The organism is Gilliamella sp. WF3-4, from assembly GCF_001690275.1.
Classification (GTDB): Bacteria; Pseudomonadota; Gammaproteobacteria; order Enterobacterales; family Orbaceae; genus Gilliamella; species Gilliamella apicola_C.
Map to the genome: position 1 here is coordinate 221,883 of NZ_LZGW01000017.1, position 16,296 is coordinate 238,178.

Here is a 16,296-nt window from a genome sequence, read left to right on the forward strand (position 1 = left end):
ATATTTTATTGCTGATAATTGTACATTATTGTCGCTTTACCTAATAGATTCGTATTTGCAATAAATCCTATTAATGCGGGGGATGTTGAATCACTAACATTAATATGTTCAATACTTAAAGCATAAATAGTAAAAATATAGCGATGACTTGTGCCTTTGGGTGGGCATGGCCCCCCATAATAAACATTACCAAAATCATTGCGCACAGCTTTGCTTCCTTTTGGTAATAGCAAGGTATTATTACCTGCATTTCTTACAATATAATTTACATTCGCAGGTATATTGGCGACTACCCAGTGCCACCAACCAGAACCAGTTGGCGCATCTTGGTCATACATAGTAATGACGAAGCTTTTTGTACCTTGAGGTGGATCGTTCCAACTAAGACTAGGTGAAATGTTCTCACCTTTACAGCCAAATTCATTAGCAATATATTGACTAGTAAAACCATTCTTGGACAGATCACTACTTTGTATGCTAAAGCTTTGTGCGAAAGTATTAAAACTGACTAAATACAAAATAAAAATTATTATCTTTTTCACTTTATTTCTCTTATCATAAATTAGAGTGAAATTATTTTAGATAGAAAATAATAAAAATTCTGCACAAATTAGCTCAATTATAGTACAAATGTGCTTAGATAATAATTCTATTTAGAGTTTAGTGAAGTTTTTTAACACGATTTGGTGCTATCAATTTAACCCATCCCTTGTATGGATATTGTCAAATTAATTTTCTAACATGGGTTTGAATTAGAAGATAGCTATCAAATTACAATTTACCATTAAAAGCTAACTTGACAGTCTCTAACAAAATATTAAAACATGGTGTTTTATTTGATATGATTTTTTAGATATTGATTTCTTCTATGCCTTGAGAGAAGATGGCGGAAGCGCAGAGATTCGAACTCTGGGAGGGTCGCCCCTCGCCGGTTTTCAAGACCGGTGCTTTCAACCGCTCAGCCACACTTCCGCAATGGCTGTGAATATTAAAGTAGACTTGCTTATTTGTAAATAGCTATTTTAATATTTTTTATCGTTTGCTTTAAATTCAATCAAATTATATAGAAAATATACAATAATAGCGCTTTCTCTTTCAAAATTAGTGTTGGATTTTGATTAATTGAGTATAATAAAACGCAAATGAATTAGCGTATGTTAAAAATGTTAGAGCAAATAGAAACCGATGATAAAGGCTATTTAAAAAACTGGCAGGATTGGACTATTGATTTGGTTCCTGAACTGGCTGCTAATGAGTGTATTGAGTTAACTGATGCGCATTGGGAGGTTATCTTATTTGTCCGTGATTTTTACTTAGAATATAAAACATCACCAGCTATACGTGCGTTAGTTAAAGCGATGGAAAAGAAGTTCGGTGCACAAAAGGGTAATAGTCGCTATTTGTATAAGTTATTTCCTGATGGCCCAGCTAAACAAGCGACTAAACTTGCAGGCTTACCAAAGCCCGTTAAATGTATATAGATAAAGGATAACGTTACATTCATGATAAGATGGAAGCTCCCTTTATTACTATTAGTTGTGTTTGGTTATCTCCAATATTCTTTATGGTATGGCAAAAATAATGTGTACGATTATCGAGATAATGTAGAGATGTTAGCCAGTTTGCGGGCTGATAATGAGAAATTGAAGGCTCGTAATGAGCAAATGTTTGCTGAAATTAACGATCTACAACGTGGTTCTGAAGCGATAGAGGAGAGGGCTCGCAGTCATTTAGGTATGGTAAAAGCTAATGAATATTTTTATCGAATTATTATTGATTCAGATTCAAAAAAACGATAATGCATAACATGAATAATCTTAATAATATTATCGCTATTGTGCCAGCTGCAGGAATTGGCTGTCGCATGAATAGCCAAATCCCTAAACAGTATTTAAAAATCGATTCAAAAACAATCTTAGAGCACACACTAAATAAATTATTAACACACCCTCAAATAGCGAAAGTTATTGTTGTTATTAGCCCTGAGGATAACATCTTTAGCTCGCTCTCAATAGCTTCGCACGATAACATTAGTATCACTTTAGGCGGTAAAACTCGTGCTGATTCTGTGTTAGCTGGATTACAATTATTAAATGATAAGCAATGGGCATTAGTTCATGATGCCGCAAGACCTTGTGTGGATCATGATGACATATCTCGCTTGATAGAAACGGTGATTAATAAAAAGCAAGGTGGTATTTTGGCTATGCGTATTAGCGATACGATAAAACGAGCATGCCAAGATAATGACACTATTATTGATTACTCTGAAGATCGAACTTATTTATGGGGCGCAGCAACACCTCAATTATTCAATGCTGGTGAGTTAAAATCTTGCTTACAACATGCTTTAAATAACCATATCGCAATTACTGATGAAGCTTCAGCTATTGAGTATTGTGGGGGGCATCCTTTATTAATTGAATGTCGTCGAGACAATATAAAAATAACGCGTCCTGAAGATTTAGCGTTGGCTAATTTTTATTTAACTAAGCAAATTTTAAATAGGTAAAAATATGAGAATAGGTCATGGATTTGATGTCCATAAGTTTGGTGGTGAAGGTCCAATTACGCTTGCTGGTGTAAAAATTCCTTATCAATATGGACTTATTGCTCATTCTGATGGCGATGTTTTATTACATGCAATAACAGATGCGCTGATTGGTGCATTAGCATTAGGCGATATTGGTAAGCTATTTCCCGATACAGATCCAAAATATAAAGGCATAGATAGTCGGATCTTATTGAAAGATGTGTACAGTATTGTTCAAGTTAAAGGTTATGAATTAGTGAATTTAGATGCCACTATCATTGCGCAAGAACCCAAGATGAGACCGCATGTTGATCAAATGAGAGTTAATATAGCTGAAGATTTAAAAGTTCATTTTGAGCAAATTAGTGTAAAAGCAACAACAACCGAGCAGTTAGGCTTTACGGGACGTAAAGAGGGCATTGCTTGCCAAGCAGTAGTATTATTAGCTCGAAAAACTAAAACAGATTAAATTTAAAAGTAGGCAATACAAGTGTTAACACAACTTAATTATTTATATGGAAAACCGACAGCCACAGGGCAATATAAGCAACAATACGAAGATTTTGTCGTTACAGAACATCTTGGTTTTGAGTTGACTGGTGAGGGTGAGCATGTTTTAGTTTATTTGCAAAAACGTGATTGTAACACTATTTTTGTGGCTGAACAGTTAGCTAAATATGTTGGTATTTCAACTAAGTTAGTGAGTTATGTAGGATTAAAAGATCGTCAAGCGATAACAACGCAATGGTTTAGCTTACATATGCCAGGTCAACAAACGCCAGACTTCTCAGGATTTGATTTAGCAAATTGTCAGATATTAAAAGTTACCCGGCATAATAAAAAATTAAAAATAGGGGCGTTAAAAGGTAACTATTTTAAAATTATTTTAAGAGATTTAACCGCTCAATCTGAAATCGAATCTAAATTAGCATTGATCAAACAACATGGTGTGCCTAATTATTTTGGTGAGCAACGCTTTGGCCGTGGTGAAAATAATATTACCCAAGCTATAAACTGGGCAAAAGGGGCTATTACGGTTAAAGATAGAAAAAAAAGAAGTTTTTATCTCTCTGCAGCGAGAAGTGCTATTTTTAACGACATTGTGAGTAAACGAATTGGACAACAGCTTCATAAAACTGTTATTGATGGCGATATATTACAACTAGCACAACGCAGTAGTTGGTTTGTTGCACAAACAGATGAGCTAGCATTGTTACAAGCACGTTTAGAAAACGGTGAGATTAATGTTACAGCACCAATGATGGGGGATTCACCACTAGGTACACAATTTAAAGCGTTGGAGTTTGAACAAGAATGTTTAGAAAATTGGTCTGAATTTTATGATCTATTTAAAAAAGAGCGCGTTGAGACAGCAAGGCGCTCACTATTGTTACGAGCAGATCAACTCAATTGGCAATGGTTAGATTGTCATAGTCTTGAACTTGATTTTTATTTGCCATCAGGTTGTTATGCAACAAGTGTGATACGTGAATTAATAATAGAAAATGAGTAGCCAAAATGCAAAGCCCAAAAATGCAGTCCCTAATTAAATTTTTGCGTCAACAAGCAATAAAAGATGAGCGAGTTTTAGATGCTATCGCTTCAATTCCTCGAGAACATTTTGTTGATGAGGCGTTGTCCCATCAAGCTTATGATAATTGTCCCTTACCAATAGGTAATGGGCAAACTATTTCTCAGCCCTATATTGTAGCAAAGATGACCGAATTATTAAGGTTAGAGCCTCACTCAAAAGTGCTCGAAATTGGTACAGGATCGGGATATCAAACTGCGGTTTTGGCAAAATTAGTTGAACATGTTTGTTCGCTGGAACGTATCAAGAGTTTGCAATGGAATACTAAACGCCGTTTAAAACAACTTGATATTCATAATATTTCGACACGCCATGGTGATGGTTGGTTAGGTTGGCCAGAGCGAGGGCCATTTGACGGTATTATCGTTACTGCCGCCGCATCCGAAGTACCACAATGTTTATTAGAACAATTAGCAGATAAAGGCCGGCTAGTTATTCCTGTTGGTGAAAATAAACAGACTCTCCAATTAATTGAGCGTGATGGACATAATTTTATCGTGAAAGATATGGGTGAGGTAATATTTGTTCCTTTAATTAAAGGTGATATAGAATAATAGGTCTGCATTTCAAATAGGAAATAAAATATTTATTTTCTATTTGAAACACATTTGGTCCTAAAATCTTTTGACAATATCTAATATATTTATTGTTTCAGTTTAGAACGTTCCCATTCACAGATTCCATAAATAGCATTAAACAAGTAAATTAAGTATTGTGTTGCAATAACGATATTGTCGGTATAGATATTTAAACCAATTACCAGTACATTTAATATAACCCATAAATACCAGTTAAACGCATAGCGCATCATCAATAATAATTGAGCAACAATACCTAGACCAAATATAAAACAGTTAGTTATTAGTTGGTAGGTTGTATTAGTTGCACCAATTTTATCCGTTAAATAAATATTAATAAAAGCGGCAATAATAAGAAATATGATTGTATATAAAAATGTGGTTTCATTGAGTGAGCGAACTTTAACGTTTTTATTATTATCAAGGTTCTTTTTCCAAGTGAATAAACCATAGATGTGTGAACAAAAATAGTAGACTGGCGGTAGTCCTGCACCAATATTGCCGCCAAGAACATTAGCACAACATTCTGCAACTACGGCAAACATACCTAATACATTCCCCATGTTTTTACGTTTTGCTAATAAGATAACACATAGCAGACCGCAAAAAGCGCCTATGTAAGAAGTAGCATAGCGTAAATCAAATTCAGTAAATGGGTCAGTGTATAAGAATGCTAGCGTTACACATAATATACAAAAAAATGGATAGAATTTACTGCGTCCAATTAAAATGGCAAGATTGCTTAATTTATTCATAATTCATTACTCTTCATCATTAATAAGTTGATTAACTAGTTCAATGCAACGTAAATAACGTTCTTCGTAATCGGGCGATTCTATTTCTATATATTTGATATTATTTTTTTCTAATAACGTTATTAATAGTTTTTGAAAATCTTTACGTTGTTTTGGACTGCCTAAATGACGTAAACCGTCAGCCACCCATGGCGTGTTATTGCCAAGTAAAATCACTAAATCAAAACGATAGTTATTGATCATAGCTTGTAAAAATGGATGTTCTTTACCTTCATATTTTTTACAAAAAGCTTGAGTTGTCACAAAATCGGTATCAATAAATGAAATTTTATTGGCATGTTTTATGGCAAAATCGATATATTGTGCATGCCCTAATGCGATTTTATCGTAGTCAGCATACTGTAATGCGCGTTCGTCCCCGCCAAGTTGAGAAAATACATAATCCCGACCATATTCCCATGCACTGGTTGTGTTAAATACGTTTGCTAGTTTATTCACTAAAGTCGATTTACCACTAGATTCACCTCCTAAAATGGCAACGGTTCTAACAAAAAATGGTCTAACTTCGGTTGGTATGTATTGCCAGTTTTTTAGCGGTGCTTGACGGATTTGAGTACCACTTATTTGCATAAATTGTCGTTTTGGATCAATTAAGACGGTTTCTAGATCAAACAAATCTTTATACATAGCAACATCTTGTGGTTCGCTTGAATACACAAGATCAGGGTTAATTCCTTTGGTTTTAAATAATTTTTTTACCCGCTCACTCCATTCATGCCAACCATTAGGATAAGCTGGAATACCGTCTTCTTCGAGTAATTCAATGTGGATATTTTTTTGATATTTAAAAGTTTGCAGTAACCAGCGAATACGATCGTTAATTGTTGGTTGGCGGGACATAGCACTTTGTTCAAATAGTGTCATATCACGAGTTGTATCAGAACAAAGTACGACATAGAGTTCATCCACTTGGCTGATTGCGCGCTGAATGAGATAGATATGTCCTGTATGTAAAGGATAAAACTTACCAAAAATAACCCCCACTTTTTTGTTTTGGGTTGATTCTTCAATTTGTAAATATTGATGAAGTGATTGTAATTTTTGTGCACTTGGATTTTTAATTTTATTATTAATTAGCTGGCTTAGGTAGCCTTTAGTCATGTGGCAGGCATCGGCAACTGTTTGTAATGATATGTTTTTTCGCTTTATTACTGTTTTTAAATAACTGAAGTCACACATAAGATCTCCTTATATTTTGTTTTTTATCTTAAACACAATATAAATCAATTCTGCACTTTGTTCAATATATTAAACAAAAATAATTTATTTTGATATAGGTTATTGGCAATTTATAACAATTAAATTAAAAAGAATAAATACTCTTTTGAGTATTAATAATTGTGCTATAACTTAATTAACTGATAACATGAGATATTAAAATAGGTGAAATTAATTTTTTATAAAAGAGAAAAATGAAAATGAAAATTCAACAAATTGCTTTTTTAATCGCATTCGCTTCTGGTAGCGTTTTTGCCAGCAATAATGTAACACTCAATAAAATAACCCTGTTTTTGCAAGGTGCTGAATTGCAAGGGCAGTCAACGGTGTCGTTAACTAAAGGTGAAAGCGAAATTGCATTAACTGGAATTGCTGATGGTGTTAGAGCTAATTCAATTAATGTGGGATTTGGTAAAAATGCTAATGTAAAAGTACTCTCAACGTCATTAAATGAAGATTATTCTAACAATGATAAACAAAATGACGAAATTAAGCCTTTACTTGAAGAGTTACAGCAATTACATGAAAAACGTGATACGGCTGATATTCAATTAAAAGCCATATCTGAACAAGTTGCTCTTTTACAAGGAAATCGTTTAGATTTATTAGTAAAAAGTGACAATGATAGTTTAAGTGGAATGAAAAATACCTTAGATTTCATTAAAACCAATTTAATCGCAACACTAAATGAACAAAATAAACGTCAAAAAGAGGTCGATCAGATAGATGTCCAAATAAGGCAATGTCAAGATAAAATTGATAAGCGAAAAGCATTAACAAACAGTCCTAACAGTGCAATTATCGTTAAGGTTTATTCTGACAAAGATATGACATTACCAGTTACTTTATCTTATGTCACCAATAAAGCTGGTTGGGTTCCAGTTTATGATGTGCGTGTTGCTGATATCAACTCCCCGTTACAATTAACTTATAAAGCAGATATTTATCAAAATAGTGGCTTGAATTGGCAGAATATCGATTTTAGTTTATCGACTTCTAATCCAAGTGACGGAATAACGGCGCCTGATTTATTGCCTTGGCATATTGATATCTATTCTGAAAAAGGTGGCTTCTTTTTTTCTAAACATGATGATATAAGTGCAAAAGTATCAAGATCCGTTGGCCCTGATGATAATGCATTAACCAATACTTTAGGCATTAACACGCGCTTTGAGGTTAAATTGCCCTATACCATTAAATCGAATACCCAAAGTAATATCCTTACGTTACAGAACAAAGAAGTTGAAGCAAAATATCATTACATTGCCATTCCTAAATTAGATAGTAGCGTGTACTTACAAGCACAAATTACTGATTGGGATAAATTAGACCTTTTGCCTGGAAAATCGACAGTATTTTTTGATGGCAATTATATTGGTGAGAGTTTTATTACTACTAAAGATTTAAAAGAAACATTGGATATCTCTTTAGGAAAAGATAAAAACATTTTTATATCGCGTAATCGTAATATTAATGAAACATCAAAACCTTCGTTATTTGGTAATGATATTTCACAAAAATATGCTTATACCATTGATGTAAAAAATGCCAAATCGCTACCAATTGATATTATTGTTTATGATCAGCTACCGAATATTATAAACAAGACAGTAGTGCTTGATGATGCTAAATATGATGATGCAAATTATGATAAAAAGACTGGCACATTAATATGGCAATTTAAATTAAATCCAAACGAAAATAAAAATCTTAATTTAAGCTTTAAACTTACTTATCCAAAAGATAAAGTTAGCGATATAATTGGATTGTAGATAAGTTAATAATAGACGTAAAATATGTTAAATCAGTGGCTCAGCCAATTTAAACAAGACAGCCAAATTAGTTTGCTGGATATTCATTTGGCATATTTTCTAACCAATAAAGCGAAGCTAAATGATGATATTACGGCTAAACGTTTTAGTTTTTTGGTGCTATCGTTAAGTAAAGAGGTAAGATCTGGTCATGTTTGTCTGGATCTTACTTACTTAACTCAATCTACTATTGAGCCGCAACTTTGGTTAGATTTAGGATCACCGAGCGAGCATGATTGGAAACTCACACTAGAACAAGCAGGTAATCATCAGGTTGTGAGCGATGGAGCAAGTTTATCTCCGCTTATCTTTATTGAAAATAAACTCTATTTTCAACGTATGTGGTTGGATGAAAAAAATGTCGCTCAATATTTTAATCACACAACGCTGGATAAAGAGTTAAGCGGTGATGCTGATTTAAGCGCGATACTTAATCAGCTTTTTGTCTACAATGAATCTGAAATTGATTGGCAAAAAGTAGCCGTCGCTTTGGCATTAACACGTAAAGTTGCTATTATTTCGGGGGGACCTGGTACTGGCAAAACAACCACTGTTGCCAAAATTTTAGCCGCAATTATGCAAACCAACCCAAAAGCTCGCTTGATTACCGCAGCGCCAACGGGTAAAGCCGCATCAAGGCTAACCGAATCATTGAGCCGAGCAATAGAACAACTCTCTGTGACAGCACTAAATATAAAAGCTGAAGCGATCACTTTACACCGCTTATTAGGTGCAAAAGCAGATAATCGTTCATTCAAGCATGATAAGAACAACCGATTGCATGTCGATGTATTAGTGATTGATGAAGCGTCAATGGTGGACTTAAATATGATGGCAAGGGTTATTGAGGCACTACCAAATGCTGCTCGTTTAATTTTATTAGGCGATAAAGATCAACTATCATCAGTTGAAGCAGGAGCCGTATTTGGTGACCTTTGTACTTTTATTACACATGGTTATAGTGAGCCACGAGCCAAAGAACTTAGCCAATTAACTGGCTATATTGTACCGGCTTGCAAGCAAACAGTTGCAATCACTGACAGTATTTGCTTATTACAAAAGAGTTATCGCTTCAATGAATCATCTGGTATTGGGTTATTGGCTAATGCAGTAAAAGAGGGACGTTCAACGGTTGTTAAGAAATTACTATTTGATGAGTCGTTAAGTGATATCCAATATCACGCACTTTCATCTCAGCAAGCTTATCATGATGTTTTACAAGATAGTATTAATCATTATCAACATTATTTAAATATGATTAAGCAAAGCGGAACGCACGATATTGCGGCAGTTTTAGCTAAATTCGCCGAATATCGTTTACTTTGTGCCGTAAGAGAAGGTCATTTTGGTGTAGAAGGTTTAAACAAACAAATTGAGTTATTATTAGCTAAAAATAAATTGATTCATTTAAAAAATAAAGAAACATGGTATGTTGGCAGACCAATTATGATTTTACGTAATAGTGCTTCATTAGGGCTGTATAATGGCGATATTGGCATTACATTAATGGCAGAAAATGATAGCTCAAAGTTACGAGTGTATTTTCCTTTCGCAGATGGTTCAATTAAAGGGTTTTCACCATTTCGATTACCTGAACATGAGACTGCTTATGCCATGACCATCCATAAATCGCAAGGATCAGAGTTTGATTATGTTAATGTGATTCTGCCAATTGATTATTCGCCGTTGCTCAATCGTTCTTTGCTTTATACCGCAATTACCCGTGCTAAAAAAACCGTTGCAATTTATGCAGTTGAATCAATTTTAATACAAGCGATTAAATCACAGACACAAAGGCATAGTGGTTTAGTGGATTTATTACAAAATAACTCATAAGTTTGAGTATTTTAAGCACTGTTAAATGAATTGTTATTTATCGGGTTTGTTGGTAAAAGTTTCGGGTGGAGTAATAAAACAGGGCAATAAGCCCTGTAATAATTGAATTAATGGATAATTTTAGCTAAAAAGTCTTTAGCACGATCTGATTGTGGATTAGTAAAGAACTGTTCTTTTGAGGTATCTTCAATAATTTCGCCGGCATCCATAAAGATAACTCGGTGCGCCACTTTACGGGCAAAGCCCATTTCATGAGTAACGACCATCATGGTCATACCTTCATAAGCGAGCTCAACCATAACATCTAATACTTCGTTTACCATTTCGGGATCTAGTGCTGAGGTTGGTTCGTCAAACAGCATCACAATCGGATCCATACATAACGCGCGAGCAATAGCCACGCGTTGCTGTTGACCACCAGAAAGCTGAGCAGGGTATTTATTGGCATGAGCCAGTAACCCAACACGTTCTAGAAGGTTAAGTGCTTTTTCTTGAGCTTCTTCGTCTGTTCGACCTAACACTTTAATTTGTGCAAGTGTTAGATTTTTTAAAATAGTTAAGTGTGGGAATAACTCAAAATGTTGAAACACCATGCCTACTTTAGAACGTAATTTGGCTAAATTGGTTGATTTGCTAGTTATTTCTGTCCCATTAATAATAATTTTACCCTGTTGAATAGGCTCTAAGGCGTTTACGGTTTTTATTAGGGTTGATTTTCCTGAACCCGAAGGACCACAAACAACCACAACCTCGCCTTTACCGACTCTTGTTGTGCAGTTTTTTAATACCTGAAATTGTCCATACCATTTTGATATATTTTCTAAGGAGATCATCGAGTAATCCTTTTCTTAAAATAATTAACTAGACGTGAAACGGTGAAGCAAATAACAAAATAAATTGCTCCTGTAAATAATACCATCTCAACGATTAAACCATCTCTATTACCCACAATATTAACCGCACGATAGAAGAAATCAGCTAAATTTAAGGTGTAAATAAGCGTCGTATCTTGGAATAAGATAATACCTTGTGTTAATAATAATGGTGTCATAATACGAAATGCTTGTGGTAAAACCACCATTCGTAATGCCTGACCTTTAGTCATACCGAGTGCTAGTGATGCACTGATTTGACCTTTAGATACACTTTGAATACCAGCTCGAATAATTTCCGAATAGTAAGCCGCTTCAAACAAAGCAAAAGCGATTAATGCCGACACAAAACGTATATCTGTTGTGGGTGGAAGATTTAAAATCTTTTCTAATAGTTGAGGCACTAGCAAATAAAACCAGAGCAAAACCATCATTAATGGAATTGAACGGAATATATTTACATAGCATGAAGCAAACCAATGTAGTACTTTAATTGATGAAAGTCGCATAATGGCAAGTAGCGTTCCCCAAACGATACCAAAAATTACAGCGGTAATGGTTATCTCTAAGGTTAATAGCATACCACGCATGATATAAGGTAAATTAGGCAGGATTTGACCCCATTCTAAATCGATCATGATTTACCTCCTAATACGCCAGGAAGTCGCACTTTTTTCTCAATATATTGCATGGCAAACATGATAGCGACATTGATAATTACATATCCAAATGTAATAGCAATGAATGATTCATAAGGTTGGCCTGCATGTTCAAGCAATTGGTTTGCTTGTTTGGTTAATTCGACATAACCAACAGTTGAGGCAACAGCCGAGTTTTTAACCATATTTAATATTTCAGATGTTAACGGTGGTAACACACGTCGATAAGCGTTTGGCAATAAAATATATAAATAGGTTTGTTTCAGAGTTAATCCTAATGCAATTCCTGCGCTTTTCTGACCAGCAGGGATTGATTGAATAGCAGCTCTCACTTGTTCACAAATACGTGCACCTGTGAATAATCCTAATCCTATGGTTGACATTAATAAAGTAAATATCATAGGGTCAAGACTATATAACCAGTCACGGATAGATTCTGGTACCAGTGCTGGTACAACTTCAATCCAAAAGAATAAGTGAATGATTAACGGGATATTCCTAAAAACCTCAACATAACATGTACCTAAGCCAGATAAAAAGCGGTTAGGTAATGTTCTCAGCACACCAAATAGCGAACCAACCAAAAAGGCAACCGTTCCTGATGTAATAACTAGCAATATGGTCATTTGGAAACCTAACCACAACCAGCCTAGATACGTTGTATCCCCAAATGGTGCTGGTTGAAGAAAAATTCCCCAATTCCAACTTGTTGTCATAAATACTCCAACATGTAAAAAAATTGTAAATAGTACTAAATAAGATGATGGACGCAGTTGCCTACGTCCTTATGGGAAAATATCTGCGTATTAATCTAATGCTTTATCATTAGGATGAGCGAAAAGCTCTTTCATCTCAGGAGACATATCAAAGTTCATATTTAACCCTTTTGGTGGAATAGGTTGTTTAAACCAGCGGTTGTATGACTTTTCGGCGACACCTGATGTTTGCGCTTCTGAAATAGTTTTATCGACTAAAGCTTTAAATTGTGGGTCTTGTTTACGCAACATACAACCATAGGCTTCATAAGATAATGGTGTACCTACAATTTCCCATTGTTCAGGTTTTTTTGCTTTCGAGCGCTCACCAGCTAATAATGCATCATCAATAAGAAATGCTGCTGCTCGTCCACTTTCAAGTGTGCGAAATGCATCGCCATGATCTTTGGTCGCAATAATACGAATATTTAACCCTTTTTCAGTATTGATTTTGTTGAGCATAACTTCGGATGTTGTACCTGAAGTTACGACCACATTTTTACCTTTCAGATCGTCAATATCTTTAATCTTGCTACTAGTTTTAACTAAAAAGCGAGTGCCAACAATAAAGATCGTATTTGAAAAATCAACTTGTTGTTGACGAGAAAGATTATTGGTTGTTGAACCACATTCAAAATCGTAAGAACCGTTTTGTAACAGTGGAATACGGTTTTGAGAAGTCAGCGGTAAGTATTTAACTTGCAAGTTAGGCATGTTTAACTCTTTTTTTACTGCATTAATAATAAGATCTGAGTAATCTTGAGAATAACCAACAACTGTTTGGTTATCACCATAATATGAGAACGGGACTGATGATTCTCTATGTCCTACGACAATCACACCATTTTCTTTTACTTTAGCTAGTGTACCAGTTAATTCATCGGCAAATGCGGCACTATTCACTAGACCTAACATTGCAAATGATAACACTAGTTTGGTTAATTTTGTCTTTCTGTTCATACTCATCTCCTACTGTTTAGTTTGTATCATATTAAATAATTTTAATATTTTTACAAAGGGGGTATATTATAACTTATTTTTTATCATAAAAGTACTTTTTACTGTTTATTTGTTTATCATTGAAACTAGGTGCAATCAATAATTCGCATAATATTATGGCTACGAATTACACCAATACTTATTTAAATCCAATTATATAATAAGCAATAATTATGCCAGTATTGTAAATTATGAACGTCGTTTTATAAAAAGTGAGATAAACATTAATATCATAATGACAAAATAGGGTAGAGTGCCCCATTTTGCATAAGGTGTTAAACCTATTGTGGGCGATACAGATGCTGATAAAACACCTGTTTCAAATTGTGGTAATTGTTTAACGATATTACCATGCTCATCAATAATTGCAGTAATTCCCGTATTGGTACTGCGAATTAAAGGTCTGCCAAATTCCAGCGCCCTAGCTTGTGCCATCTGTAAATGTTGTTTAGGACCAATGCTATCGCCAAACCAAGCATCATTTGAAACAGTAAGTAAAAAATCGGTATCAGAGGCAAAGTTTTGATGGATTAAATTCGATAAAATCACTTCATAACAAATAGCTGGTGTAAATTTAAAGCCTTTTATGTGTAATTGAGGTTGTATTGTTTCGCCAGGCTTCATTGATGACATTGGAATATCGAGAATGGCAGCAATCGGTTCAAGTATTGACTCTAGCGGTGTAAACTCACCAAAAGGCACCAAATGATGTTTTCTATAACGATTGGTTGTTGGGTATTGATAAGGTTCTTTTTCACCAAGCACTAACAGGGTATTATAGATATCTCCATTGGATTGATATCCTTCTTCACCAAAACGATAATCAAGAATGCCCACGGCAATTTCAGCATCATGAGCTCTAGCTTGGTTATCTAAATATTGCAAAAAAGTTTGCTGATTGATTTCGTAATCGGTGATACTGGCTTCTGACCAGATGATAATTTCATTTTTATTTAGATTGTCTAAGGTAAGTTTAGTATAGGTTTGTAACGTGTTATTGAGCTGTTCTTTTGTCCAGCGGATTGACTGCGAAATATTTCCTTGAATTAACGCAAAATGAGCCGAGCGCGTTTTGTCTACAGTAGTCCAATTAATATTGCTGAATGAAATTGGTGCAATAAAGAGCGTAAACAGTGCAATAATCGAACCAATTGCGTGCTTTCGGGATGTTCTGATGGTTATTGACTTAATACTATAAATAAATAACCCACACAAAATAGTAAGCAATAAAGTAACACAATCTATTCCCCCTATAGGGAAATAGGCTCGCAGTGGGCTATCAAGTTGACTATAACCGAGCTGTAACCAAGCAAATCCAGTCAATATATAACCACGTAAAAACTCAGTTATTTGCCAAAGCATTGGTGCTGCAAGTACTAGTTGCTTAAATGAAAATTGTCCAGCAAAACGATTTACCATTCTTAATAGAAAAGCAAAAAGCATAGGATAAAGCGATAAATACAGGATTAAAAAGCCTAAAATAATAATGGCAACGGGTAGAGGTAATTCTCCATATTGTTTTATGCTGATATAAACCCAATGCACGCCAGATGTAAAATAGCCGATACCCCAAGTTAATCCCAATAGCATGGCTTGTTTTTTAGATTTATCAGCAATAAGCCATAAAAAACCCGCAAACGAGACAAAAGCTAACGGCCAAATATGAAAAGGTGCATAACTAAAAACGGCTATTGCACCAAGAAATATACTTAATAATATCTGTTTAAGCATTTTCAGGTAACTCTAAATTGGGCACGGTTGCACCATCAGGAATGGTGACATGTAATTGAATGATTCGTCGTCTGTCTGCAATGGCGACTTTAAATTGATAACCATCAATGGTAATGCTTTCACCACGTAAAGGTAATCGACCAAAATGTTGCATGACCAGCCCTCCAATGGTGTCCATTTCTTCATCACTAAAATGAGTTGCAAAAATATCATTAAAATCTTCAACGGGAGTTAGTGCTCGCACTGTGTAGACTGAGGCCGTTAAACGGCGAATATCACGATCTTCAACCTCATCATATTCATCTTCAATATCGCCTACGATAAGCTCTAAAATATCTTCAATTGTCACAAGGCCAGAAACACCGCCAAACTCATCTATTGCCATCGCCATATGATAGCGTTGCATCCGAAATTCTTTTAACATATGATCAACGCGTTTGCTTTCCGGAACAACAACGGTTGGTCTAAGAATTTTTTTGAGATCAAAATTATCAACACCTTGGCGAATAAAAATCAAAAGATCTTTAGCTAATAAAATGCCTTCTATGTGATCTCTATCTTCACTAATAACAGGATAACGGGAGTGCCCATGTTCAGAAATAATATCTAAACATTCATCGAGGGTATAATTGTCTTTAATTGTGATAATTTGTGAACGGGGTATCATAATATCACGAATGCGCTGTTCGGCTATATCCATAACACCTTCAATCATATCGAGCGTATCGGGATCGATAAGTTCGTTTTCTTCCGCTTCACGAATCACTTCAATCAGTTCTTCTTTATCTTTGGGTTCCGAATTAAACAACTGACTTAACCATAATGCAAACCCTTTTTTAGGTCTCCGGTGATTATCATCACTCATTTGCTCTTTTCCTTTCTTACTTTGTTATTAATG

17 protein-coding genes and 1 tRNA gene are annotated in these 16,296 nt (G+C 34.8%); 8 read left to right on the plus strand and 10 right to left on the minus strand.

Going from position 1 to position 16,296, the window contains the following annotated elements; translation table 11 throughout:
• Positions 1 to 5 precede the first annotated feature (5 nt).
• On the minus strand, positions 6 to 542 hold the full coding sequence (locus A9G47_RS04340) for a YbhB/YbcL family Raf kinase inhibitor-like protein (RefSeq protein ID WP_065642271.1): 537 nt from the start codon (positions 540 to 542) through the stop codon (positions 6 to 8).
• A gap of 342 nt (positions 543 to 884) precedes the next feature.
• Positions 885 to 972 (minus strand) — tRNA-Ser (locus A9G47_RS04345).
• Positions 973 to 1,154: 182 nt separating this feature from the next.
• On the opposite strand from A9G47_RS04345, the gene A9G47_RS04350 reads away from it, so the two are divergent.
• From A9G47_RS04350 to A9G47_RS04375, 6 genes are read left to right on the plus strand one after another with little or no spacing between them, the layout of a single operon-like run.
• A complete protein-coding gene (locus A9G47_RS04350; protein ID WP_442903037.1) occupies positions 1,155 to 1,481 on the plus strand; it encodes a TusE/DsrC/DsvC family sulfur relay protein in 327 nt (108 codons plus the stop codon).
• Positions 1,482 to 1,502: 21 nt separating this feature from the next.
• Positions 1,503 to 1,799 carry a cell division protein FtsB gene (gene ftsB / locus A9G47_RS04355; RefSeq protein WP_065567910.1) on the plus strand — a complete coding sequence of 99 codons (297 nt, stop codon included), beginning with the start codon at positions 1,503 to 1,505 and terminating at the stop codon, positions 1,797 to 1,799.
• Complete coding sequence (gene ispD / locus A9G47_RS04360) at positions 1,799 to 2,512, plus strand: 2-C-methyl-D-erythritol 4-phosphate cytidylyltransferase (protein WP_065567911.1); 714 nt, start codon at positions 1,799 to 1,801, stop codon at positions 2,510 to 2,512. The genes ftsB and ispD overlap by 1 nt, the downstream gene beginning before the upstream one ends.
• Before the next feature lie 4 nt (positions 2,513 to 2,516).
• Positions 2,517 to 3,002, plus strand: a complete 486-nt coding sequence (gene ispF / locus A9G47_RS04365; RefSeq protein WP_065567912.1) for a 2-C-methyl-D-erythritol 2,4-cyclodiphosphate synthase — start codon at positions 2,517 to 2,519, stop codon at positions 3,000 to 3,002.
• A gap of 15 nt (positions 3,003 to 3,017) precedes the next feature.
• Positions 3,018 to 4,046 carry a tRNA pseudouridine(13) synthase TruD gene (gene truD / locus A9G47_RS04370; RefSeq protein WP_065642272.1) on the plus strand — a complete coding sequence of 343 codons (1,029 nt, stop codon included), beginning with the start codon at positions 3,018 to 3,020 and terminating at the stop codon, positions 4,044 to 4,046.
• A gap of 5 nt (positions 4,047 to 4,051) precedes the next feature.
• Positions 4,052 to 4,678: a protein-L-isoaspartate(D-aspartate) O-methyltransferase gene (locus A9G47_RS04375; RefSeq protein ID WP_065580121.1), complete on the plus strand. Its 627-nt coding sequence runs from the start codon at positions 4,052 to 4,054 to the stop codon at positions 4,676 to 4,678.
• 89 nt (positions 4,679 to 4,767) lie between these two features.
• Here A9G47_RS04375 and pnuC read toward each other — a convergent pair whose 3' ends face one another.
• Positions 4,768 to 5,457 carry a nicotinamide riboside transporter PnuC gene (pnuC, locus tag A9G47_RS04380; protein ID WP_065567915.1) on the minus strand — a complete coding sequence of 230 codons (690 nt, stop codon included), beginning with the start codon at positions 5,455 to 5,457 and terminating at the stop codon, positions 4,768 to 4,770.
• Between the two features lie 6 nt (positions 5,458 to 5,463).
• Positions 5,464 to 6,696 carry a multifunctional transcriptional regulator/nicotinamide-nucleotide adenylyltransferase/ribosylnicotinamide kinase NadR gene (nadR, locus tag A9G47_RS04385; RefSeq protein ID WP_065567916.1) on the minus strand — a complete coding sequence of 411 codons (1,233 nt, stop codon included), beginning with the start codon at positions 6,694 to 6,696 and terminating at the stop codon, positions 5,464 to 5,466.
• A gap of 239 nt (positions 6,697 to 6,935) precedes the next feature.
• On the opposite strand from nadR, the gene A9G47_RS04390 reads away from it, so the two are divergent.
• Positions 6,936 to 8,507: a DUF4139 domain-containing protein gene (locus A9G47_RS04390; RefSeq protein ID WP_176700653.1), complete on the plus strand. Its 1,572-nt coding sequence runs from the start codon at positions 6,936 to 6,938 to the stop codon at positions 8,505 to 8,507.
• A gap of 24 nt (positions 8,508 to 8,531) precedes the next feature.
• A complete protein-coding gene (gene recD / locus A9G47_RS04395; RefSeq protein ID WP_065587757.1) occupies positions 8,532 to 10,382 on the plus strand; it encodes an exodeoxyribonuclease V subunit alpha in 1,851 nt (616 codons plus the stop codon).
• Between the two features lie 107 nt (positions 10,383 to 10,489).
• Here the strand turns inward: recD and A9G47_RS04400 are convergent, their stop codons facing one another.
• From A9G47_RS04400 to corC, 6 genes are all read right to left on the minus strand, one after another.
• Positions 10,490 to 11,215 (minus strand): amino acid ABC transporter ATP-binding protein, encoded by a 726-nt coding sequence (locus tag A9G47_RS04400; protein WP_065567919.1) that lies wholly within the window; start codon positions 11,213 to 11,215, stop codon positions 10,490 to 10,492.
• Positions 11,212 to 11,892: a glutamate/aspartate ABC transporter permease GltK gene (gene gltK / locus A9G47_RS04405; RefSeq protein WP_065567920.1), complete on the minus strand. Its 681-nt coding sequence runs from the start codon at positions 11,890 to 11,892 to the stop codon at positions 11,212 to 11,214. The genes A9G47_RS04400 and gltK overlap by 4 nt, the downstream gene beginning before the upstream one ends.
• Positions 11,889 to 12,629 (minus strand): amino acid ABC transporter permease, encoded by a 741-nt coding sequence (locus A9G47_RS04410; protein ID WP_065567921.1) that lies wholly within the window; start codon positions 12,627 to 12,629, stop codon positions 11,889 to 11,891. The genes gltK and A9G47_RS04410 overlap by 4 nt, the downstream gene beginning before the upstream one ends.
• Before the next feature lie 90 nt (positions 12,630 to 12,719).
• Positions 12,720 to 13,628 (minus strand): glutamate/aspartate ABC transporter substrate-binding protein, encoded by a 909-nt coding sequence (locus A9G47_RS04415; protein WP_065580124.1) that lies wholly within the window; start codon positions 13,626 to 13,628, stop codon positions 12,720 to 12,722.
• 228 nt (positions 13,629 to 13,856) lie between these two features.
• Positions 13,857 to 15,398 carry an apolipoprotein N-acyltransferase gene (gene lnt / locus A9G47_RS04420; protein ID WP_065580125.1) on the minus strand — a complete coding sequence of 514 codons (1,542 nt, stop codon included), beginning with the start codon at positions 15,396 to 15,398 and terminating at the stop codon, positions 13,857 to 13,859.
• On the minus strand, positions 15,391 to 16,263 hold the full coding sequence (gene corC, locus A9G47_RS04425) for a CNNM family magnesium/cobalt transport protein CorC (protein WP_065642274.1): 873 nt from the start codon (positions 16,261 to 16,263) through the stop codon (positions 15,391 to 15,393). Before corC ends, lnt begins: the two co-directional genes overlap by 8 nt.
• Positions 16,264 to 16,296: the final 33 nt, after the last annotated feature.

Excerpts from the sequence above, each read along its gene's own strand:
- ftsB (WP_065567910.1), top strand. The coding sequence starts at position 1,503 with ATGATAAGATGGAAGCTCCCTTTATTACTATTAGTTGTGTTTGGTTAT.
- A9G47_RS04390 (WP_176700653.1), top strand. The coding sequence starts at position 6,936 with ATGAAAATTCAACAAATTGCTTTTTTAATCGCATTCGCTTCTGGTAGC.
- corC (WP_065642274.1), bottom strand. The coding sequence starts at position 16,263 with ATGAGTGATGATAATCACCGGAGACCTAAAAAAGGGTTTGCATTATGG.
- A9G47_RS04415 (WP_065580124.1), bottom strand. The coding sequence starts at position 13,628 with ATGAACAGAAAGACAAAATTAACCAAACTAGTGTTATCATTTGCAATG.
- A9G47_RS04410 (WP_065567921.1), bottom strand. The coding sequence starts at position 12,629 with ATGACAACAAGTTGGAATTGGGGAATTTTTCTTCAACCAGCACCATTT.
- pnuC (WP_065567915.1), bottom strand. The coding sequence starts at position 5,457 with ATGAATAAATTAAGCAATCTTGCCATTTTAATTGGACGCAGTAAATTC.
- lnt (WP_065580125.1), bottom strand. The coding sequence starts at position 15,398 with ATGCTTAAACAGATATTATTAAGTATATTTCTTGGTGCAATAGCCGTT.
- A9G47_RS04400 (WP_065567919.1), bottom strand. The coding sequence starts at position 11,215 with ATGATCTCCTTAGAAAATATATCAAAATGGTATGGACAATTTCAGGTA.
- recD (WP_065587757.1), top strand. The coding sequence starts at position 8,532 with ATGTTAAATCAGTGGCTCAGCCAATTTAAACAAGACAGCCAAATTAGT.
- ispF (WP_065567912.1), top strand. The coding sequence starts at position 2,517 with ATGAGAATAGGTCATGGATTTGATGTCCATAAGTTTGGTGGTGAAGGT.
- nadR (WP_065567916.1), bottom strand. The coding sequence starts at position 6,696 with ATGTGTGACTTCAGTTATTTAAAAACAGTAATAAAGCGAAAAAACATA.
- A9G47_RS04375 (WP_065580121.1), top strand. The coding sequence starts at position 4,052 with ATGCAAAGCCCAAAAATGCAGTCCCTAATTAAATTTTTGCGTCAACAA.
- gltK (WP_065567920.1), bottom strand. The coding sequence starts at position 11,892 with ATGATCGATTTAGAATGGGGTCAAATCCTGCCTAATTTACCTTATATC.
- ispD (WP_065567911.1), top strand. The coding sequence starts at position 1,799 with ATGCATAACATGAATAATCTTAATAATATTATCGCTATTGTGCCAGCT.
- A9G47_RS04350 (WP_442903037.1), top strand. The coding sequence starts at position 1,155 with ATGTTAAAAATGTTAGAGCAAATAGAAACCGATGATAAAGGCTATTTA.